Source organism: Micromonospora sp. NPDC048040 (genome assembly GCF_055587185.1).
In genome coordinates this window covers 1-19,824 of sequence record NZ_JBVJGT010000019.1, presented here as the reverse complement: position 1 = coordinate 19,824, position 19,824 = coordinate 1, and the positions used below count along the sequence as shown (strand labels likewise).

Below are 19,824 nucleotides of genomic sequence, written 5' to 3'. Positions count from 1 at the left end.
CATCGTGCTCGCCGTCGCCGTGCTGCACGTCGCCGGCTGGAGCCTCTACCTGTACTGGAACAACCAGCCCGCCGCGGCCGGCGGCCTCGCCGGGGCCGGCACGCTGGCGTACCTGCTCGGGGTGCGGCACGCCTTCGACGCCGACCATATCGCGGCGATCGACGACACCACCCGGCTGATGCTGCTGCGCGGTCGGCGCCCGGTCGGCGTCGGCTTCTTCTTCGCCCTCGGGCACAGCGGGGTGGTGCTGCTGCTGGCGCTGGTCGTCGGCCTCGCCTCGGCCAACCTCGCCGGCCCCGGGCTGGCCGAGGCCCGCGAGGTGGGCGCGACCGTCGCGGTCCTCACCGCCACGCTGTTCCTCGCCCTGGTCGCGGTGCTCAACGCGGCGGTGCTGGCCGGCCTGGCGCGGCTGTGGCGGCGGCTGCGCCACGGCGACCTGGACGAGCGCGAGCTGGACCTGCACCTGCTCAACCGGGGGCTGGTGCAGCGGGTGCTCGGCTCCCGGGCCCGCGCGCTGGTGCGCTCCTCCTGGCACATGGCGCCGGTCGGGTTCCTCTTCGGTCTCGGCCTGGAGACCGCCAGCGAGGTGACCCTGCTCGCCCTGTCGGCGAGCACCGCCGCCGCCGGCGGGCTGCCCGTGCTCGCCCTGCTCACCCTGCCGCTGCTCTTCGCCGCCGGGATGTCCGCCATGGACACCGCCGACAGCCTGCTGATGAGCCGCGCCTACTCGTGGGCGTACCGGCACCCGGCCCGGCGCCTCTACTACAACCTGGCCACCACGGCGGTGACCGTGCTGGTCGGCGGCCTGGTCGCCAGCGTCTACGCCGCCGGCCTGCTGGTCGACCACCTCGGGCTGTCGGCGCTGTCCTGGTACGCGGGGATCGCCGACCACTTCGAGCAGCTCGGGTACGCCGTCGTGGCGCTCTTCGTCTTCGCCTGGGCCGGCGCGGTGGCGCTGTGGAAGCTGCGCCGCTACGACGAGCGCTACGGTGCCGGGGCGGTGCGGCCGTGAGCCGGGTCGTGCACCCCATCGAGCGGGAGTCGTACCGGATCCTGCGCTCCCGGGTGGACCTCGCGCACCTGCCGCCGCTGACCCGGGCCGTCACCGAGCGGGTGGTGCACGCCAGCGCCGACCTCGACTACGTCACCGACCTGGTCTGCGACGAGGCGGCCCTGGCCGGCGGGCTGGCCGCCCTGCGCGCGGGCGCGCCGGTGGTCACCGACGTGGCGATGGTGGCCGCCGGCATCACCGGTCGGCAGACGGTCTGCCCGGTCGCCGAGCCGGCCGCCGCCGACCTGGCCCGCACGGCCGGGATCACCCGGTCGGCGGCGGCGGTGCGGCTCGCCCTGGAGCGGGTCGGCCCCGGCGCGGTGTGGGTGGTCGGCTGCGCACCGACCGCGCTGGAGGAACTGATCACCCTGGACGCCCGGCCGGCGCTGGTCGTCGGGTTGCCGGTGGGCTTCGTGGGCGCCGCCGAGTCGAAGGCGGCGCTGCGGGCCAGCGGCCTGCCCGGGGTGTCCAACCGGGGCGAGAAGGGCGGCTCGGCGGTCGCCGCCGCCGCCCTCAACGCCCTGCTGTACGTGGAGGAGGAGGAGCAGTGACCGCTCTGGTCATCGTCGGGCACGGCACGCGCAGCGCGGCCGGGGTCGACCAGTTCGTGGCGTTCGTGGAGCGGGTCCGCCGGCGCGCTGCCGGCGCGGTCGGCGACGTCGAGGGCGGCTTCATCGAGCTGTCCCGGCCGCCGCTGACCGACGCGGTGGGCGCGCTCGTCGACCGGGGACACCGGTCGCTGGTGGCGCTGCCGCTGGTGCTGACCGCCGCCGGCCACGGCAAGGGCGACATCCCCGCCGCGCTGGCCCGCGAGCGGCAGCGCCACCCCGGGCTCAGCTACGCCTACGGCCGGCCGCTGGGCCCGCACCCGCTGCTGCACACCGCCCTGGAGCAGCGCATCGACGCCGCGCTGGCGGGCGCCGACCGGGCCGGCACCTGGGTGGCGCTGATCGGGCGCGGCTCCACCGACCCGGACGCCAACGCCGAGGTGGCAAAGGTGGCCCGGCTGCTCTGGGAGGGGCGCGGCTACGCCGGCGTCGAGCCGGGCTTCATCTCGCTCGCGGAGCCGTCGGTGCCGGCGGTGCTGGACCGGCTGCGCCGGCTCGGCGCGCGGCGCATCGTCGTCGCGCCGTACTTCCTCTTCGCCGGCGTGCTGCCCGACCGGATCGTCGCCCAGTCGGCCGACTTCGCCGCCGCCCACCCCGAGCTGGACGTGCGGGTGGCCGACCTGATCGGCGACTGCGACGCCCTCGCCGACCTCGTCCTCGAACGGCACGCCGAGGCGCGCCGCGGCGACATCCGGATGAACTGCGACACCTGCGCGTACCGGGTGCTGATGCCGGGCTTCGCCGACAAGGTGGGCCGGCCGCAGACCCCGCACGACCACCCCGACGACCCGGTCGACGGCCACGGCCACCACCATCACGGGGACCACCACCACGGTGGCGGTCACCACCACCACCACCACGACCAGCGGCCCGGCCTGCGCCCGGGACAGGTCGCGGTGGTGGGCGGCGGCCCCGGCCCCGACGACCTGATCACCGTACGGGGGAAGGCCCTGCTGGACAGCGCCGACGTGGTGGTCGCCGACCGGCTCGCCCCGCAGGGGCTGCTCACCGGGCTGCGCCCGGACGTGGTGGTGGTCGACGCCGCCAAGGTGCCGCGCGGGCCGTCGATGCCGCAGGACACCATCAACGACACCCTGATCGCGTACGCCCGCGCGGGCAAGCGGGTGGTCCGGCTCAAGGGTGGCGACCCGTACGTCTTCGGCCGGGGCCACGAGGAGGTCCAGGCGTGCGCCGCGGCCGGGGTCGAGACCGTGCTGGTACCCGGGGTGAGCAGCGCGGTGGCCGTGCCGGCCCTGGCCGGCGTCCCGGTGACCCACCGGGGCGTCGCCCACGACGTCACCGTCGTCTCCGGGCACCTGCCGCCGGGGCACCCCGACTCCCTGGTGGACTGGGTGGCGCTGGGCCGGTCCCGGGGCACCGTGGTGCTGTTGATGGCGGTGGACACCATCGCCAAGATCGCGGCGGTGCTGGTGGAGCACGGCCGCGCCCCGGACACTCCCGTGCTCGTCGTCGCCGACGGCGGCCAGCCGGGGCAGCGCACCTGGTCGTCGCGGCTGGACGAGGTGGGCGGGTTGGCCGCGCGCGAGGACGTCCGGCCGCCGGCGGTGTTCGTGCTCGGACCGGTAGTGCGGCTGCGGGAGACCGGCCCGGCGGCCGGTCAGCCGGTGGCCGCGCGGGCGAGGGCGTAGCCGGCGGTGGCCGCGGCGAGGCCGGCGGCGACGCTGAGGGCCATGTTGGCCAGCGCGGCGTGCCGCCGTCCCGCCCGGGCCAGCCGCAGCGTCTCGTAGCTCAGGGTGGACCAGGTGGTCAGCGCCCCGCAGAAGCCGGTGCCGACCAGCGCCGTGAGCGCGGGGTCCGCCGGCAGGCCGGTGACCGCGCCGAGCAGCAGCGACCCGAGTACGTTGACCGTCAGCGTGCCCCACGGGAACCCGGTGCCGAAGCGGGCCTGCACGGCCCGGTCGGTGAGGTAGCGCAGCGGGGCGCCGAGCGCCGCGCCGAGCGCCACGAGCAGGGCGGTCACCGGCCGCTCCGGGCGAGCAGCCGCCCGGTGGCGGCCTCGCCGGCCCAGACCGCGAGCAGCGCGCCGACCAGCGTGGCGCCGAGGGCGGCCAGCGCGGTGCCGGGGGCGCCGGCGAGCAGCGCCTGGTGCGCGTCGACGGCGTAGGTGGAGAAGGTCGTGTACCCGCCGAGCACGCCCACGCCGAGGAACGGGCGGGCCAGCGGTCGGCCGCCGCCGGCGTGGGCGAGCACCGCCATCAGGCCACCGATCAGCAGGCATCCGCTCACGTTGACGCCGAAGGTGGCCCAGCCGAACGTGGCGGGGGAGTGCGGGACGGCGGCCTGCAGGCCGGCCCGGGCCAGCGCGCCGAGCGCACCCCCGGCGGAGACGGCGGCGAGCACCGCCGCCGGGTGAGCGGTGAGTTCGTCGCGGTCGGCCGGGACCCGCAGGTCGACGTCCGGGTCGACGCGCGACGGCTCGGACGGGCCGGTCACGTCTCCTCCCACGGTGCCGTCGGCCGCCATCCGGCCGTCGCCGCAGCATAACGCCGGGTCGGCCGCGGACGGCCGACCCGTGCCGTGGTGCGCCAGCGTCAGCGCACCCCCGCGACGGCGGCGTCGGCGCCGCCGCGCCAGACCACGCCGGCCTCGGTGAAGCCGGCGTCGGTCAGCGCCGCCAGGTGCCAGGAGGCCGGCGGGTTCCACTCCGGGCTGTGCCCGGTCGGGTAGATCTCGCGCCGCCGTTCCACCAGTGGGGCGAGTGCCGGGTCGGCCGCCGCCCGTTCCCACCAGTCCGACCAGGAGAGCGCGGCGCCGCTGGCGTACCGGGCCTCGCGCCGGGTCCGCGCGCTGTCCAGCAGGCGTTTGGTCAGCTCCGGCAGCGCGTCGTCGGGCATGTGGTCGGCGTTGAGCAGGATCCCGCCCGGGCGCAGCACGCCGTGCAGCTCGGCGTAGAGGCGGGCCAGCCGCTCGCCCGGCAGCCAGTGCAGCGCGGTGGCGGTGAGCACCGCGTCGTACTCCCGCACCGGCAGCGCGGCCGTCCACTCCGGCTGCCCGAGGTCGGCCTCGACCACGGTGACCCGGTCGCCGAACGTCGACCTGGCGATGGCCAGCAGCGCGGGATCGAGGTCGACCAGGGTGATCTCGGCGTCGGGGAAGCGGCGCAGCGCCCGGGCCGAGATGGTGCCGGTGCCGCCGGCCAGGTCGAGCAGGCGGGGTCGCCCGCCGTCGAGGACCGCCTCGACCGCGTCGAGCATCGCGGTGAACCGGTGCTCCCGGTCCGGCAGGTACGCCTCCTGCTGCCGGTCCCAGCTCTCCTGCCAGGCGGCGACGTTGCTGATGTAAGGACTCATGGTGATGAGGCTAGTTACCGTCCCGGAGCGCTGTCCAGACCTTGTTGCCAATAATTTGCAACAGCGAGAAGATCGCAAGCGCACCCTCGCCGCGCTGCACGGCCTCATCGAGGCGTCCCTGGAACGCGCGCTCCAGGCCGGGCACCAGCTCTCCGTGGTCGAGTACACGGTGCTCGACGCGCTCTCCCGTCAGGACGGCTGGCACATGCGGATGCGGCAGTTGGCCCGGGCCGCCGCGCTCTCCGACAGCGCCACCACCCGGCTGGTCACCCGCCTGGAGGACCGCGGCCTGCTCACCCGGGTCCTCTGCGCCGACGACCGGCGCGGCATCTACACCGAGCTCACCCCCTCCGGGTGTGAGCTGCTCGCCCAGGCCCGGCCCACCCACGACCGGGTGCTGGCCGAGGCGCTGGCCGAGGCCGAGGCCGCACCGGAGCTCGCCCCGCTGGTCGACGCGCTGCACCGGCTCCCGGCGTCCCGCTGACCCGCCGCACGCCACGCCGACCCGCCACGCCGACCCGCCGTTTCGGCAGCGCCGAGCCGGGGCACATGCCCGACAGGGGATTGTCGAGAGGGGGTCGTGATGGCGGATACGACGACGCCAGCCCACGTGCGTCCGGCCGGTCCAGCGCCCGACGGGGGAGGTCCGCGCCGCAACGCCGGGCGGGCCGGGGGGCCGCCGTTCCGCAAGCCGCGCTGGCCCCGGGCGTACGCGTTCGCGCTGGTGACCGGGGCGCTGTTCCTGTTCTCCTGGATCGGCCAGTTCGTCTTCCAGGCGGTGGCGGAGGGCAACGAGGCGAGCCAGCACGGCCAGTCCTTCGCCTGGGCGGACTTCCTGCCGCAGTTCCTCGCCTCCACCTTTGAGAACTGGCAGTCCGAGTTCCTCCAGCTGATCTGGCAGGCCGCCGGCCTGGCCCTGTTCTACTACTGGGGCTCCTCCCAGTCCCGCGAGTCCGACGAGCGGATCGAAGCCAAGCCGGACGCGCTGCTGCGCGAGCGCGACCTGGACCCGGAGAACCCGTGACGTGTGGGCGGCGCCACGACGCCGCCCGTTGACCTCAACCCGGCTTCACCTCAGAGGCTTGACCACGTCGGCGAGCGATGTGGAGGGTGACGTGCGGGTGATCGAGGTGGCGACGTTCGGCGGGCCGGAGGTGCTGGCCCTGACCGAGGCCCCGGAGCCGGTGCCCGGCCCGGACGAGGTCGTGGTCGAGGTGTCCGTCGCGGACGTGCTCTGGGTGGAGACGATGATCCGGCGCGGGCGGGGCGGCGAGTATTTCCCCGTCCGGCCGCCGTACCGGCCGGGGGTCGGGGTCGCCGGCACCGTCGGCGCGGTCGGCGCGGGGGTCGACCCGGGCTGGACCGGCCGGCGGGTGGTCACCAGGACCGACGAGCGGGGCGGCTACCTGGAACGCGCCGTGGTGCCCGCCGAGGGGCTGGTGCCGGTGCCCGACGGGGTCTCCCTGCCGGACGCGGCGGCGCTGCTGCACGACGGGACGACCACGTTCGGCCTGCTCGACCTGGTGCCGGTCCGTCCCGGGGACCACGTGCTGGTCACCGCCGCCGCCGGCGGCCTCGGCGTGCTGCTCGTACAGGAGGTCCGCGCCCGGGGCGGGTTCGTCGTCGCGGCGGCCCGGGGCGCGGCCAAGCTCGACGCGCTGCGCCGGCTGGGCGCCGACGTCGTGGTGGACTACGCCGAGCCGGACTGGACGCTGCGGGTCCGGGCCGCGACGGACGGCCTGCACGTCGTCTTCGACGGCGCCGGCGGCGACTACGGCCGGACGGCGTTCGACCTGGTGCGCGACGGCGGCCGGTTCTCCGCGCACGGCACCCCGGCCGGGGAGTTCGCGGTGCCCGCCGCCGAGGCCGCGCGCGCCCGGGGCATCACCGTCACCGGCATCGGCGACGTCCAGTTCACCCCCGAGCAGGCGCGCCGGCACCTGCGGGCCGCGCTCGACGCCACGTCGGCGGGGCGGATCGCGCCCCTGGTCGGCCAGACCTTCCCGTTGCACCGGGCCGCCGACGCCCATCGGGCGATCGAGGAGCGTGCCGCGATCGGCAAGACGCTGCTCACCGTCTGACCGCCGGGCCCGCCGGCCGTCCCCGGCCGCCGGTGGTGCCGCGCCGCCGACCGGCGTACGGTACCAAGATCGGCGGGCGGGGCGGCCCGGTTCCGGGGCGATCCGGACGTGTCGGTACGCGACCCCCGCCGCCGCGCCAGCGTGACGTGCAGGAGGCACCGATGCAGGACCGCACCCCGCGCCCCGAGGACCTGGAGCCGATCGAGCGGGCGAGCGTCGACGAGCTGCGGGCGGTGCAGCGGGAGCGGCTGCGCTGGTCGCTGCGGCACGCGTACGACAACGTGCCGCACTACCGCCGCGCCTTCGACGCCGCCGGGGTGCACCCCGACGACTGCCGGGACCTGGCCGACCTGGCCCGCTTCCCGTTCACCGGCAAGGCGGAACTACGGGAGAACTACCCGTTCGGCATGTTCGCCGTGCCGCGCGAACGCATCGCCCGGCTGCACGCCTCCTCCGGCACCACCGGCCGGCCGACGGTGGTCGGCTACACCGCCGACGACCTGCGGACCTGGGCCCGGCTGATGGCCCGGTCGATCCGGGCCGCCGGCGGCCGCCCCGGCGACCGCGTGCACGTCGCGTACGGCTACGGGCTGTTCACCGGCGGGCTCGGCGCGCACTACGGCGCGGAGGAACTGGGCTGCACCGTCATCCCCGTCTCCGGCGGGATGACCGAACGTCAGGTGATGCTGATCCGGGACTTCGAGCCGGAGGTCATCATGGTGACCCCCAGCTACATGCTCGCGATCGTGGACGAGATGGAGCGGCAGGGGATCGACCCGCGCGCCACCTCGCTCCAGGTCGGTGTCTTCGGCGCGGAGCCGTGGACCGAGGACATGCGCCGGGAGATGGAACAGCGCCTCGACATGCACGCCGTGGACGTCTACGGCCTCTCCGAGATGATGGGCCCGGGCGTGGCCAACGAGTGCGTGGAGACCAAGGACGGGCCGCACCTGTGGGAGGACCACTTCTATCCGGAGATCGTCGACCCGGTCACCGGGGAGGTGCTCCCCGACGGCGAGCGCGGCGAGTTGGTGCTCACCTCGCTCACGAGGGAGGCCATGCCGGTCGTCCGCTACCGGACCCGCGACCTGACCCGGCTGCTGCCCGGTACCGCCCGCCCGATGCGCCGGATCGAGAAGATCACCGGGCGCAGCGACGACATGATGATCGTGCGCGGGGTGAACGTCTTCCCCACCCAGATCGAGGAGCTGATCCTGCGTACGCCGCAGCTCTCGCCGCACTTCCAGTGCGTCCTCGGGCGGGAGGGGCGGATGGACACGCTGACCGTCCGGGTGGAGCGGCGGGCGGGGGTGGCCGTCGAGGCCGCCGAGCGGGCCGGCGGGGCGCTGGTCGGGCTGGTCAAGAACACGATCGGAGTGAGCGTGGCGGTCGAGGTGGTCGCCCCGGACGGGGTGGAGCGGTCGATGGGCAAGATGCGGCGGATCGTCGACCAGCGGCGGGGCGGCTGACATGGCGGGGCGCAACGCCGCGTACGACATGTTCGACGCCGACGCGGCGTCGAAGGGGCTCGGCATCGAGCTGGTGGACGCCGCCGACGGGGCGGCGGTGGCCCGGATGCGGGTGACCGGCGCGATGGTCAACGGCCACGCGATCGCCCACGGGGGGTTCGTCTTCCTGCTCGCCGACACCGCCTTCGCGCTGGCCTGCAACAGCCACGGTCCGGTCACCGTCGCGGCCGGCGGCGAGATCACCTTCGTCCGTCCCGCCCGCGAGGGCGACCTGCTGACCGCCCGCGCCACCGAGCGCACCCGCTACGGCCGCAGCGGCATCTACGACGTCACCGTCACCCGCGACGGCGGCGAGGTGGTCGCCGAGTTCCGGGGCCGCAGCCGCACCCTGCCGCCGCCCGTCGGCTGAGCATCGCGCCGGCGCCGATGCGCCCGACCTCGCCGCCCCCACGGGCGTTACCGGCGCGGCTAGCATCGGGGCGGTGCGAGTGCTGGTGGTCTCCGCGCCGTTGATCGGGCACGTCTTCCCCCTGCTGCCGCTGGCCGCCGCGCTGCGCGACGCCGGGCACGAGGTGCTCGTCGCCACCGCCGCCGACGGCCTGCGGGCGGAGCAGTCCGGGCTGCCGGTGCGCGATGTCGCGCCGGCGTTCGACTTCGGCCGGATCGCCCGGGGCGTCATGCTGCGCCATCCGCTGATCGCCCGGGCCGAGCTGGCCGGCACGGCCGGCACCCGGGGCGCGGCACTGCTCTTCGGCGCGGTCAACGACCAGATCGCCGACGGGGTGGTCGCCGTCGCCGCGCGGTGGAAGCCCGACCTGGTGATCCACGAGCCGTTCGCGGTGGCCGGGGCGCTCGCCGCCGCGACGCGCGGCGTGCCCGCCGTACGCCAGGAGAACGCCCTCTTCGACGGCCGGGAGCTGGTCCGGGTCACCCTCGCGCGACTCGGTCCCGCCCTGCGCCGGCACGGCCTGACGGAGCTGCCGCCCCCGGCCGCCGCGATCGCCGTCGCCCCGCCCGGCGTGCGGCACCAGGACGGCTGGCCCATGCGCTACGCCGCCCACGCCGGCGGCGGCGACTTGCCGGGCTGGCTGCGCGAGCCGGGGGAGCGCCCGCGGGTGCTGGTCAGCCGCAGCACCGTCGCCGGCCCCGGCAGCGCCGGGCCGATGCCGGCGGTCGTCGCCGCCGCCGACCGGGTCGACGCCGAGTTCGTCCTGGTCCGCCCGGACGCGCGGCTGGCCCGCCGGGCGCTGCCCGGCAACGTGCGCACCGTCGACTGGATCCCGCTCGCCGAGGCCCTGCCGGCGAGCGCGGCGCTGGTCCACCACGGCGGCGCGGGCAGCGTCTTCACCGCGCTGACCGCGGGGGTGCCGCAGCTGGCCACCGTCGGGCCCGGCGACCGGCGGCACAACGCCGAGCTGGTGGCGGCGCGCGGCGCAGGAATCGCGGTCCGGGCCCGCGACATCACCGCCGACACCCTGACCCGGCTGGTCGGCGATCCGGCGCTGCGCGACGCGGCGAGGCAGGTCAGCGCCGAGATCGCCGCGATGCCGGGGCCGGCGGAGCTGGTGCGGCGGCTGGAGTCGCTGGTCTGACGCCGTCCCGCCCGCGCGGCGGCCCGTTCCGGTCGGGGGCGTGGGGCAGGATGCCGCCATGGGACATGTCGTGCTGTTTCACTCCGTCTACGGGCTGCGGCCGGCCGTGCTGACCGCCGCCGACCGGCTGCGCGCCGCCGGGCACACGGTCGTCACGCCCGACCTCTACGGCGCGCCGGCCGCGGACACGGTGGAGGACGGCTTCGCCCTGCTCCGCAAGATCGGCCAGGAGGCCGTGCTGGACCGGGCCCGGGAGGCCCTGCGCGGGGCGCCGGCCGACGCGGTGCTGGCCGGCTTCTCGATGGGCGCGGGGGTGGCCGGCGCGATGCTCGCCGAGCGCCCCGACGCGGCGGCGCTGCTGCTGCTCTCCGGCGTCGGCGGCGAGCCGGAGTCGGTCCGGCCGGGCCTGCCGGTGCAACTGCACCTCGGCGACCCGGACGACTACGACGCGGAGCCGGAGGTCGCGCAGTGGCGGCGGGCGATGACCGACGCCGGCGCGGAGCTGTCCGTCCACCGTTATCCCGGCGTCGGGCACCTCTACACCGACCCGTACCTGCCCGACCACGACGCGACGGCCGCCGCGCAGACCTGGGAGCGGGCCATCGCCTTCCTCGCCGACCGCTGACCGGACTCCTGCGGGGCGGGGCCGCCGGCCCGCTGAGTCGCCCCGGGCACGGGCCAGGCCGGTCCGCCCAACCGAGGCGGGCCGGGCCGACGGGGCCGTTCAGCCGGACCGGGCCGGCCGGGCCCTTCAGCCGGGCCGGGCCGCGCCGGCCGGGCCCTCAGCCGAGGCGGGCCAGGTCGTCGGCGGAGAGCCGGATCGCGCCGGCCGCCACGTTCTGCGCCAGGTGCTCCGGGTCGCCGGTGCCGGGGATGGCCAGCACGTGCCGCCCCCGGTGCAGCGTCCAGGCCAGGCGGACCTGATGCGGGGTCACCCCGTGGGCGCGGGCCACCGCGCGCACCGCGTCGTCGTGCTCGCCGGTCGCGCCCGCCTCCCGCCCGGCGCCCGCGATCGCGAAGAACGGCACGAAGGCCACCCCGCGCTCGCCGCAGACCCGCAGCAGGTCGTCGGCCCACCGGTTCGCGTCGAGGGCGTACGCGTTCTGCACGCAGACCACCGGCGCGACGGCCTGCGCCTCGTCCAGGTGGTCCACCCGCACGTTGGACAGGCCGAGGTGCCGGATCAGCCCGGCGTCGCGCAGTTCGGCGAGGGCGGCGAAGCGCTCCGCCACCGAGTCCCGCCCCTCGCGCCGGACGATCCGCAGGTTGACCACGTCCAGGTGGTCCCGGCCGAGGCGGCGCAGGTTCTCCTCCACCTCCCGGCGCAGCTCGGCCGGGGTCAGCTCCCGGTGCCGGTTCGCCGCGTCGAACGACGGCCCGACCTTCGTGGTGATGACCAGGTCGTCCGGGTATGGCGCGAGCGCCTCCCGGATGAGTTCGGTGGCGTACCGGCGCGGGCCGGTGCCGACGCCGAGCGGCCCGCCCGGCGAGACGTAGAAGGCGGCGGTGTCGATGTGGTTGACGCCCAGCTCGACCGCCCGGCGCAGGACGCGCACGGCGCGCGCCCGGTCCGGGTCGACGGTCAGCCGCATCGACCCGAAGCCCATCCGGTGCACGGTGCGGTCGCCCAGGGTCCAGGTGCCGGCGGCGGAGGCGGTGATCTCTTCGACAGGCATCGGACGAAGCTAGCCAAGGGGACCCGGCCCGCGCATTCGGTCAGCCGCCCGATACCGCCCGGGGCCGGCACCGGCTTAATGTGGATCGTGGGGGAGAGACGGCCCCTCCGTCACGCCGCCGCCGGCGCCCCGCGCGGCAGCCCCCACGCCGACCTCCATTCGCGGCGCTTCCGCCAGTCCGACCGTGCCGGCCCGGCCGACGGGGCGCGGTCGCGTCCGACGGGCGCGCCAGGGTCGGCCGCACACCCGGAAGGGTCCACCACCCGGACGGCCCCGGAACGTCCCGCCCGGTCCGTCCGCGCGCGTGCGTGGGCCAAGCCCGACCCGGTCGGCCGGGGGGCGCCGGAGGTGGTGGCGGGGCCGGCGAGCGGCTGCCGACCGACGGCGCGCGCGCCGACCGGGCCGACGGGCGCGGCGGAGGACGGGGCGGCCTCCGACGCGGGTACGGCCGCCGCGGCGAGCCGGCGAGCCGGCGCCACCGCATCCGACGGCTGCCCGGCCCACCCGGCGATCGCGGCCCGCACCGCCCTCGGCAGCCGGGCGTACGCGACCTCGCGCAGGACCGGGTCGGCGACCGCGTACCCGCCGCCGGCGCGGCCGACCAGCAGGCCCGAGGCGGCGAGGGCCCGCAGCTCCGGCGCCGCCCGGGCGGGCGACCAGCCGAGCAGGCGCCCCACCGCCGACGCGGTGACCCCCGCGCCGAGGGCCGCGACGCCGAGGGCCGCCACCGCCGTCAGCGCCGCCCGCCGGACGCCGTCGAGGCGGTCCAGCCGGGCGTCCACCTCCCGGCGCACCGACTCGGGCACCGGCAGCAACGCGGTCGGCGCCACGTCGAGCGATGCCACGTCGAGCGACGCCACGTACGCGGCGGCCCGGCCGGGGTTGCCCTCGACCAGCGGCAGCAGGCGCGCGGCCTCCGCCGCCGGCCGGTCGGCCCGGCGCAGCAGGTGACGCAGCAGCCGGCCGGTCTCCACCGGGCGCAGCGGCGGCACGTCCAGCCGGTGCCGGCGGTCCCGGGCCCCGGGCAGCACGTCCGCCCACTCGGGACGGTGCAGCGCCACGACCGCCAGCGGCAGGGAGCGGGCGGTGGCCGCCGCGAAGAGCCGGTGCAGGAAGCGGTGCAGCTCCCCGGTGGCCCGGTCGAGGTCGTCCACCGCCACCACCAGCGGCTCCCGGGCGGCGAGCGACAGCAGCACCTCCCGCGCCACCTCGGCGCCCCGCGCGGCCTCGCGGGTGGCGTCCGGGCTTGCCAGGAGTCCTTCCAGCGCGGACACCGCCTCGGTCAGGCCGGCGGGCGGCACCAGGCCCGCGAGGGCGGCGGCGAGCCGACGGCGTACGACCGCAGGTGGGTCGTTCGCGCGGAGGCCGGCGGCCCCACGCACCAGGTCGGCGACGGGCGCCAGGGCCTCCGGGCACGGCGGGCAGTGCGCGACGCACCAGCGCACCGGCACGTCGTCCACGGTCGGGACGGCGCGCCGCAGCTCGTGCAGCAGCCGGCTGCGCCCGCTGCCGGCGGGACCGACCAGCGACAGCCAGCGCGGGCTGCGGTCCCGCACGGCGCGGACGATCAGGTCCCGGGCGGTCGCCAGTTCCCGCCGTCGCCCGACCAGCGGGCCCTCGTGCGGGGTCGGGGCCGGCCGGGTGGCGCCGGTGGCGTGCCACACGTCCACCGGCAGCGCCTTGCCGGCGAGGGCCACCGGCGGCACGCGGCGCTGGTCGATCAGCCCCACGGTGGCCCGGTGGGTGGCCGCGCAGAGCGCCACGCCGCCCGGCGGGGCGTACTCCTGCAACCGGGCGGCGGTGGTGGTCACCGCGCCGCTGGCCGCGCCGTGCCCGCCGTCGTGTGTCGCGGCGAGGTCCACCAGCGCCTCGCCCGTGGCCACCCCGACCCGGACCCGCAGCCGCGGCGCGCCGGGCACGGGACGCCGGTCGAGGGCCCGCTGGATGTCCAGCGCCGCCCGCACCGCCCGGTACGCGTCGAACCCGTCGGACTCGCGCGCCCCGAACAGCGCCATGACCGCGTCGCCGACGTACTTCTCGACCACCCCGTGCCACCGGCGCAGCACCCCGGCGACGGTGGCGAAGTAGGCGCGCTGCAGGGCCCGTACGTCCTCGGGGTCGAGCCGGTCGACGAGCGCGGTCGACCCGACGATGTCGGCGAACAGCACGGTGACCATGCGTCTCTCCTCCGGCACCGGCCAGCCTGCCGACGCGACACGTTGCGGACCGGCGACGATGGTGAGCATGGGCATCGCACCCGCCTTTCCCCCCGTTGCCTGCCGACGCCTCGGAGACTGTCACCTGTGGGCCGACGGGGGATCTGCAGAACGACGTATGTCGGCCGGCCGCAACCTCCGGTCGCAATGTCGACGCGACGAGTGCCACAGGGGCGGAAGACCCGTAGAACGGTGCGCGGACGGGTGACTAGGCTGCGTGCCATGGCCAGCGATGTGGACGCCGCACCGCTCGTCGGCCGGGCCGACCTGGTGACGACGGTACGGTCCGCGCTGCTCGACGAGGTCGCGCAGGGGCACACCGCCGCCGTCTTCCTCACCGGCGAGAGCGGCGTGGGCAAGACCCGGCTGCTGCGCGAGGTGGGCGCCCGGCTGCGCGACGCGGGCGCCCTGGTGCTCACCGGCTCCTGTCTGGACATCGGCGACGCGTCGCCGCTGCACCCGCTGCTGCAGGCGTTGCGCCGCTTCGACGCCGAGCTGACCGGCTCCCACGCCCGGACGTCCTCGGCCGTCCGTGACCTCCTGCAGATGTTCGCCGACGAGACCGCCGGCCCGGACGGCGCCGGGGCGCTGCTGGAGCGGGTCTCCCGGGGGCTGCACCTGATCGCCGAGGGGCGTCCGCTGGTGCTCGTGCTGGACGACCTCCAGTGGGTCGACCGCAGCACCCGGCAGCTGCTGCTCTATCTGCTCGCCGGCCTCGGCGACCTCCAGTTGTCCGTGCTCGCCGCGGTGCGGGCCGAGTCGTTGCAGGGCGCGCACCCGCTGCGCCGGGTGCTCACCGAGCTGCGTCGGCTGCGCTCGGTGCGGGTGCTCGACCTGGTTCCGTTGGACCGGGCCGGCACCGACCAGCTCGCCGCCGCCGTGGTCGGCCGACCGCTCGCCCCTGAGGCGGCGGAGCTGGTGTGGCGGCGCAGCGGCGGCAACCCGTTCGTGGTGGAGGAGTTGGCCCGCGACCTGCGCGACGGCCGGGACGGCCTCTCCGACACGCTGCGCGAGATCTTCCTGGCCCGGGTCGACGCGCTGCCCCAGCACGCGCACGCCGTGGTGCACGCGGTCGCGGCCGGCGTCGAGCCGGTGGAGCACTGGCTGCTGGCGCGGGTGACGCGGCTGCCCGAGGACGAGCTGATCGAGGCGGTCCGCGCGGCCGTCGCGCACCGGCTGCTGGTGGGCGCGGACGACGGCTACCGGCTGCGGCACCGGCTGGTCGCCGAGGTGCTGGAGCACGAGCTGCTGCCCGCCGAACGGGCCGCCCTGCACCGCCGCTACGCCGAGGCGCTCACCTCGGCCCCGGCGGAGCTGCACCAGGCCCGCCTGGCGCACCACTGGCGACTGGCCGGTGAGCCGGCGCGGGCGCTGCCGGCGGCGACGGCGGCGGCCCGGGAGGCCGAGCGGCTGCACGGCTGGGCCGAGGCGCACCGGCACTGGTCGGTGGCGTTGCAGCTGGCCGGCTCGCCCGGCATGGGTCCGCTGGACGTGGACCGGGTGACCCTGCTGGAGCGCGCCGCCGAAGCCGCCCACCACTGCGGCGAGCACGCCCGCGCGCTGACCCTGATCGAGGAGTTGGCCGGCTCCGGCGCCGACCGGTCGACCTGTGCGCTGCACATCCGGCGGGCCCGCTACCTGGCCGCCGCCGGCCGGTCGGCGCTCGCCGAGGCGGAAAACCGGCGGGCCCTGGAGGCCGCCGACTGCACGCCCCGGGAACGCGCCACCGCCGCCGCCCACCTGGCCGAGCTGCTGCTGCACCTCGGCCGGTACGCCGACGCCGGCCGGCGGGCCCGGGAGGCGCTGAAGCTGTCCGCCGCGGTCGAGGGCTCCACGTCGGAGGTCGTGCTGGCCAGCGCGGCCCTCGGGTTCTCCGAGGCGTACCTGGAGGATCCGGACGCCGGGCTGGCGGTGATGCGCCGGGCGCTGGAGACCGCCGAGCGCTCCGGCCGCCCCGAGGACGTGGCCTGCGCGTACCTGCACCTGGCCGAGCTGTTGACCGGGCCGTTGAACGTGCTGGAGGAGGGCGTCGTCGTCGCCCGCCGGGGTGCCGAGCGGGTGGCCGAGCTGGGCCTCGGCCGCACCTGGGAGACCCGGCTGCTGGCCATCGCCACCAACGGGCTGTTCCGCGTGGGCCAGTGGGCGGAGGCCGAGAAGGTCGTCGCGGCGGCGCTGCGGCACCGCCCCTCCGGCGCGGACGCGGTCGAGCTGCTGCTGGCCCGCTGCCGGCTGTCGGTGGGCTACGGCGACATCGCGGCCGCCGACCGCGACCTGGACGCCGTGGCCACGGTGCTCGCCGGCGGCGGGGCGCGGCACGTGATCCCGTTGCTCACGCTGCGGGCGGGGCTGGCCATGTGGCAGGGCCGGCACGACCTCGCCCGGCAGGCGGTGCAGCGCGGCCTGACCGAGAGCCGCTCCGACGACGTGGGCATCCTCGCCGCGCTGGTGTGGCACGGCCTGCGGGCCGAGGCGGAGGCGCACGCCAGCCGGACGATCGCGGTGGACGAGACCGCGGTGCGGCGGCTGCGGGAGGTGGCCGACCGGGTGGCTCGCAAGAGCGAGCACGCGGCCCGCCCGGTGCGCGACGTGGTCGACGGGTTCCTGGCGTTGTGCGCCGCCGAGGTGAGCCGCCTGGAGAGCAGCGATCCGGAGCTGTGGGCCCGGTCCGTGGCGCAGTGGGACCGGCGCCTCCACCCCTACCCGGCGGCCTACTCGCGGCTGCGGCAGGCCGAGGCGCTGCTGGCCCGGCGCAAGCGCAGCGCCACGGCGGGCAAGCTGCTGCGGCAGGCGTACCAGGTGGCGCAGGGGCTCGGCGCGGTGCCGCTGACCTCGGAGATCCGGACCCTCGCGGGCCGGGCCCGGGTGGCGCTGGAGGACCGGCCGGTCGCGGGCGAGCCGACCGCCGGCCCGGACGGCGACGAGTTGGCGGCGCTGACCGCGCGGGAGCGGGAGGTGCTCGCCGCCGTCGCCGAGGGGCTGACGAACCGGGAGATCGGCCAGCGGCTGTTCATCAGCGAGCGGACCATCGGCGTGCACGTCTCGCACATCTTCGACAAGCTCCAGGTCCGCACCCGGGTGCAGGCCAGCGCCATCTTCCTGCGTAACCGGCCCGCCTGACGCGCGTACGGATACGTCGTTCTACTGATCCGGCCGACGGTCGTCGGCTGGCAGGCTGTGCAGCGTCGCCGACGGCACGGGGTGCCGGGAACACTGTGGAGGAGAGATGACGGAACCGGTGTGGGGCCCGGTGCATCGGGACGTCGTCGACCTGCTCGCCGACCACCCCGCCGACGTGCCGGCGGTGGTCGACCACCTCACCAAGCTCCAGGACCTGCTGGTCCGGCTGCCTCCGTTGGAGGCGAGCTGCCCGCTGGCCGACTTCAACAAGCTCTATCTGACGATCACCGAGAGCGTGCTGAACGGGCTCTACGACGACCGGTTCTCCGACCCGGTGTTCCTGTCGCGGCTCGACGTGGAGTTCGCCGCGCGCTACTTCGACGCGATGCGGCTGTGGACCGACTCCAGCCCGGGCACGCCGAAGGCCTGGACGTGCCTGTTCGAACGGATGCGCGGGCCGGACGCCCGTCCGCTGCCGTCGGCGGCCGCCGGGGTGAACGCGCACATCAACTTCGACCTGCCGTTCGCGCTGGTGACCACGTTCGACAGCCTGGAGTCGGAGCCGGTCGACGGCACCGAGCAGCACCGCGACTACCTCGAGATCAACAACATCTTCGCGGACAAGATCCCCGGCCTGCGGCGCGGCTACCTGGAGCGGTGGCAGCTGCTCATCGACATGCTCAACGGTGACATCGACGACTGGTACCAGGGGGAACTGGTCGAATACACCCGCGACGTCGCCTGGCGCAACGCGCAGAAGATCTGGCGGTGCCGGCACGACCCGGCCGCCCACGAGTGTGAGCGCGCGCGGTTGGACGACACCGCCGCGGCGCTCGGCCGGCTGCTGCTCTCGCCCCTCGGGGCGTTCCTGCAGTAGCCGGGACGGGGGGTCCCCGCGCTCCGCACCGGCACACGGCGGAGCGCGGGGACGCGTCCGCGCCGCCGGTCGCTCCGCCCCGCGTGCACGGCCGCCCGTCGCCGCCCGCCATCCGCCGAGGCCGGTCGGGCGCGCGCCGCCGGCCGCGCCGGGTGGCGCGGTCAGGGGCGTTTCGACCTGCTGCGGTACGCCGCGGCGGCTGCCCGGTTGGTGCACAGCTCGCAGCAGAATCGCTGCCGGGCCGACCTGGTCCGGTCCAGGTAGGGCGCTCCGCACCCGGGCGCCGCGCACACGCCGAACCGGTCGGCGCCGCCGGTGACCAGGGCACGGGCCAGCGCCCCGGTGACCAGGGCGGCGAACGGCCCGACCGGCACCGGAGCGGGCGTCGGCGCGACGCGCAGCCCGCCGTCGGCGTCCCCCTCGACGGTCATGCCGCCGCTGACCTCGCCCAGCACCGCGTTGAGCGTCGCCACGCGGGCGGCCGGGTCGGGCGCGGCGAACACCGCGTGGAGCCGGTCCCGCAGCGCCCGCAGGTGCGGCAGGTCGTCGTCGCGCAGGCTCGCCGCGACCTCCGGGAAGCCCAGCTCGCGGGCGGTGGCCCGGGTGGCCGGGACGGTCAGCCGGTCGGCCGGCTCCTGGAGCACCCAGTGGCTGTGCAGCAGCGAGATCGCCAGCCGCAGCGCCGGCTCCAGGGGCGGGACCGGGCTCACCGCCCGCTCCGTCGCGTCGCCACCATGCCCGCCGCACCTCCACCTTGACCGATCGCCCGTCCGCATCCTAACGTCGTCAGGTGTAAAGATGATTTAACAACTGACGGAGGTGGCGTGTGCGACGACTGTCCGCACTCCTGTCGACGGCCCTGCTGCTGGCCGCCGGGGCGGCCACCGGCGCCTCGGGCGCCCGCGCCGGCGATCCCGCCGACGCCCCGGACGCCGCCGTCCCGGCCGCCCGGGGCGTGCTGATCCGGGACGTCGAGATCGCGGTGCCCGGGCAGCGGCCCGTCCGGGCGTACGTGGTCCGGCCGGCCGGCCCGGCCCGCCCGGGCTCGCTCGCCGGCGTGCTGCACCTGCACTGGTACGCGCCGGGCGCGGCCAACCAGGACCGCACCGAGTTCCTCGCCGAGGCGACCGCGCTGGCCGGCCGCGGCGCGGTGGCCGTGCTGCCCCAGTTGACCTTCCCGTGGACCGCCGACCCGGTCGGCGACGCCCGGGACCGGGTGTCGGTCGCCGCGCAGGTCGACGCGGTGCGGCGCGCGTACGCCCGGCTGCTCGCCGAGCCGGGGGTGGACCGCGACCGGACGGCGGTGGCCGGCCACGACTACGGCGCGATGTACGCCCTCGCCCTGACGGCGCGGGAGCCGGGGCTGCGCGCGGCGGTGCTGGTGGCGCCCGACGCCACCTGGGCGAACTGGTTCGACACCTACTGGCTCGACCTGCCCGAGGGGGAGAAGGCCGGCTACCGGGCGGTGTTCGCCGGGCTGGACCCGGTGGAGCTGGTGGGGCGGCTGGGCGACGGCGTGTACCTCCAGTTCGCCGGCGCGGACCGGTTCGTCGGCCCGGCGACCCGCGCCGCGTTCGCGGCGGCCGCGCCGGGGGCCCGGGTGTCGCTCTACGAGGGTGCGCGGCACGACCTCGGTGGCGCCGACACCCGGGACGACCGGGCGGCCTGGCTGGCCGGGCGGCTGGCACTGGCCGGCTGAGGACGGCGCCGACGGCGGCCGGGCCCGGGGGTGCCCGGCCGAAGTGGTCGCGCGGGGGGGGGGGGGGGGGGGGGGGAGAGATTCAGTAGCTATACCCCCGGACGGGCAAAACTAAGAAAGACAAAAC

Annotated in this window: 19 protein-coding genes; 13 read left to right on the top strand and 6 right to left on the bottom strand. The window is 76.8% G+C overall.

Annotated elements, in window-relative coordinates; translation table 11 throughout:
• The first annotated feature begins 4 nt into the window (after window positions 1-4).
• The 3 genes from ACZ6O2_RS19425 to cobA are packed head-to-tail and all read left to right on the top strand — an operon-like array spanning window position 5 to window position 3,308.
• Complete coding sequence (locus ACZ6O2_RS19425) at window positions 5-1,012, top strand: HoxN/HupN/NixA family nickel/cobalt transporter (protein ID WP_466023847.1); 1,008 nt, start codon at window positions 5-7, stop codon at window positions 1,010-1,012.
• A complete protein-coding gene (locus ACZ6O2_RS19420; protein ID WP_466023786.1) occupies window positions 1,009-1,602 on the top strand; it encodes a precorrin-8X methylmutase in 594 nt (197 codons plus the stop codon). The genes ACZ6O2_RS19425 and ACZ6O2_RS19420 overlap by 4 nt, the downstream gene beginning before the upstream one ends.
• Window positions 1,599-3,308 (top strand): uroporphyrinogen-III C-methyltransferase, encoded by a 1,710-nt coding sequence (gene cobA, locus ACZ6O2_RS19415; protein ID WP_466023785.1) that lies wholly within the window; start codon window positions 1,599-1,601, stop codon window positions 3,306-3,308. The genes ACZ6O2_RS19420 and cobA overlap by 4 nt, the downstream gene beginning before the upstream one ends.
• Here the strand turns inward: cobA and crcB are convergent.
• The 3 genes from crcB to ACZ6O2_RS19400 all read right to left on the bottom strand — a co-directional run bounded on the left by crcB (window position 3,278) and on the right by ACZ6O2_RS19400 (window position 4,970).
• Window positions 3,278-3,640 carry a fluoride efflux transporter CrcB gene (crcB, locus tag ACZ6O2_RS19410; protein ID WP_350707431.1) on the bottom strand — a complete coding sequence of 121 codons (363 nt, stop codon included), beginning with the start codon at window positions 3,638-3,640 and terminating at the stop codon, window positions 3,278-3,280. The two genes, cobA and crcB, sit on opposite strands and share 31 nt — an antisense overlap.
• Window positions 3,637-4,143 carry a fluoride efflux transporter FluC gene (locus tag ACZ6O2_RS19405; protein WP_466023784.1) on the bottom strand — a complete coding sequence of 169 codons (507 nt, stop codon included), beginning with the start codon at window positions 4,141-4,143 and terminating at the stop codon, window positions 3,637-3,639. The genes crcB and ACZ6O2_RS19405 overlap by 4 nt, the downstream gene beginning before the upstream one ends.
• Window positions 4,144-4,211: 68 nt before the next feature.
• On the bottom strand, window positions 4,212-4,970 hold the full coding sequence (locus ACZ6O2_RS19400) for a methyltransferase domain-containing protein (protein WP_466023783.1): 759 nt from the start codon (window positions 4,968-4,970) through the stop codon (window positions 4,212-4,214).
• Window positions 4,971-5,025: 55 nt separating this feature from the next.
• Between ACZ6O2_RS19400 and ACZ6O2_RS19395 the strand changes: the two genes are divergently transcribed.
• The 7 genes from ACZ6O2_RS19395 (at window position 5,026) to ACZ6O2_RS19365 (ending at window position 10,737) form a co-directional block, all read left to right on the top strand.
• Window positions 5,026-5,454, top strand: a complete 429-nt coding sequence (locus ACZ6O2_RS19395; protein WP_466023782.1) for a MarR family winged helix-turn-helix transcriptional regulator — start codon at window positions 5,026-5,028, stop codon at window positions 5,452-5,454.
• 99 nt (window positions 5,455-5,553) lie between these two features.
• Entirely contained in the window at window positions 5,554-5,994 is a 441-nt protein-coding gene (locus ACZ6O2_RS19390) for a DUF6766 family protein (RefSeq protein ID WP_466023781.1), read from the top strand.
• Window positions 5,995-6,052: 58 nt separating this feature from the next.
• Complete coding sequence (locus ACZ6O2_RS19385; RefSeq protein WP_466023780.1) at window positions 6,053-7,051, top strand: zinc-binding dehydrogenase; 999 nt, start codon at window positions 6,053-6,055, stop codon at window positions 7,049-7,051.
• Window positions 7,052-7,212: 161 nt separating this feature from the next.
• Window positions 7,213-8,520 carry a phenylacetate--CoA ligase PaaK gene (gene paaK / locus ACZ6O2_RS19380; protein ID WP_350707441.1) on the top strand — a complete coding sequence of 436 codons (1,308 nt, stop codon included), beginning with the start codon at window positions 7,213-7,215 and terminating at the stop codon, window positions 8,518-8,520.
• Between the two features lies 1 nt (window position 8,521).
• Window positions 8,522-8,929: a hydroxyphenylacetyl-CoA thioesterase PaaI gene (gene paaI / locus ACZ6O2_RS19375; protein WP_466023779.1), complete on the top strand. Its 408-nt coding sequence runs from the start codon at window positions 8,522-8,524 to the stop codon at window positions 8,927-8,929.
• A gap of 73 nt (window positions 8,930-9,002) precedes the next feature.
• Complete coding sequence (locus ACZ6O2_RS19370) at window positions 9,003-10,112, top strand: nucleotide disphospho-sugar-binding domain-containing protein (protein ID WP_466023778.1); 1,110 nt, start codon at window positions 9,003-9,005, stop codon at window positions 10,110-10,112.
• A gap of 58 nt (window positions 10,113-10,170) precedes the next feature.
• Window positions 10,171-10,737: a dienelactone hydrolase family protein gene (locus ACZ6O2_RS19365; protein WP_350707447.1), complete on the top strand. Its 567-nt coding sequence runs from the start codon at window positions 10,171-10,173 to the stop codon at window positions 10,735-10,737.
• A 157-nt stretch (window positions 10,738-10,894) separates the two neighbouring features.
• Here the strand turns inward: ACZ6O2_RS19365 and ACZ6O2_RS19360 are convergent, their stop codons facing one another.
• Window positions 10,895-11,788, bottom strand: a complete 894-nt coding sequence (locus ACZ6O2_RS19360; RefSeq protein WP_350707449.1) for an aldo/keto reductase — start codon at window positions 11,786-11,788, stop codon at window positions 10,895-10,897.
• Between the two features lie 110 nt (window positions 11,789-11,898).
• Complete coding sequence (locus ACZ6O2_RS19355; protein WP_466023777.1) at window positions 11,899-13,965, bottom strand: AAA family ATPase; 2,067 nt, start codon at window positions 13,963-13,965, stop codon at window positions 11,899-11,901.
• 261 nt (window positions 13,966-14,226) lie between these two features.
• Here ACZ6O2_RS19355 and ACZ6O2_RS19350 point away from each other — a divergent pair, with 261 nt between their 5' ends.
• Window positions 14,227-17,121, top strand: coding sequence for a helix-turn-helix transcriptional regulator (locus ACZ6O2_RS19350; protein ID WP_466023776.1), 2,895 nt, complete (start codon window positions 14,227-14,229; stop codon window positions 17,119-17,121).
• A gap of 106 nt (window positions 17,122-17,227) precedes the next feature.
• Entirely contained in the window at window positions 17,228-17,998 is a 771-nt protein-coding gene (locus ACZ6O2_RS19345) for a DUF5995 family protein (protein ID WP_350707455.1), read from the top strand.
• A gap of 161 nt (window positions 17,999-18,159) precedes the next feature.
• Here the strand turns inward: ACZ6O2_RS19345 and ACZ6O2_RS19340 are convergent, their stop codons facing one another.
• Window positions 18,160-18,708, bottom strand: a complete 549-nt coding sequence (locus tag ACZ6O2_RS19340) for a CGNR zinc finger domain-containing protein (protein WP_466023775.1) — start codon at window positions 18,706-18,708, stop codon at window positions 18,160-18,162.
• 116 nt (window positions 18,709-18,824) lie between these two features.
• Here ACZ6O2_RS19340 and ACZ6O2_RS19335 point away from each other — a divergent pair, with 116 nt between their 5' ends.
• Window positions 18,825-19,697: an alpha/beta hydrolase family protein gene (locus ACZ6O2_RS19335; protein ID WP_466023774.1), complete on the top strand. Its 873-nt coding sequence runs from the start codon at window positions 18,825-18,827 to the stop codon at window positions 19,695-19,697.
• Window positions 19,698-19,824 lie beyond the last annotated feature (127 nt).

Bases quoted from the DNA above. Each gene is read 5' to 3' on its own strand.
- paaI (WP_466023779.1), top strand. From the start codon at position 8,522: ATGGCGGGGCGCAACGCCGCGTACGACATGTTCGACGCCGACGCGGCG.
- ACZ6O2_RS19365 (WP_350707447.1), top strand. From the start codon at position 10,171: ATGGGACATGTCGTGCTGTTTCACTCCGTCTACGGGCTGCGGCCGGCC.
- ACZ6O2_RS19405 (WP_466023784.1), bottom strand. From the start codon at position 4,143: ATGGCGGCCGACGGCACCGTGGGAGGAGACGTGACCGGCCCGTCCGAG.
- ACZ6O2_RS19355 (WP_466023777.1), bottom strand. From the start codon at position 13,965: ATGGTCACCGTGCTGTTCGCCGACATCGTCGGGTCGACCGCGCTCGTC.
- ACZ6O2_RS19390 (WP_466023781.1), top strand. From the start codon at position 5,554: ATGGCGGATACGACGACGCCAGCCCACGTGCGTCCGGCCGGTCCAGCG.
- ACZ6O2_RS19345 (WP_350707455.1), top strand. From the start codon at position 17,228: ATGACGGAACCGGTGTGGGGCCCGGTGCATCGGGACGTCGTCGACCTG.
- ACZ6O2_RS19400 (WP_466023783.1), bottom strand. From the start codon at position 4,970: ATGAGTCCTTACATCAGCAACGTCGCCGCCTGGCAGGAGAGCTGGGAC.
- paaK (WP_350707441.1), top strand. From the start codon at position 7,213: ATGCAGGACCGCACCCCGCGCCCCGAGGACCTGGAGCCGATCGAGCGG.
- ACZ6O2_RS19360 (WP_350707449.1), bottom strand. From the start codon at position 11,788: ATGCCTGTCGAAGAGATCACCGCCTCCGCCGCCGGCACCTGGACCCTG.
- ACZ6O2_RS19350 (WP_466023776.1), top strand. From the start codon at position 14,227: ATGGCCAGCGATGTGGACGCCGCACCGCTCGTCGGCCGGGCCGACCTG.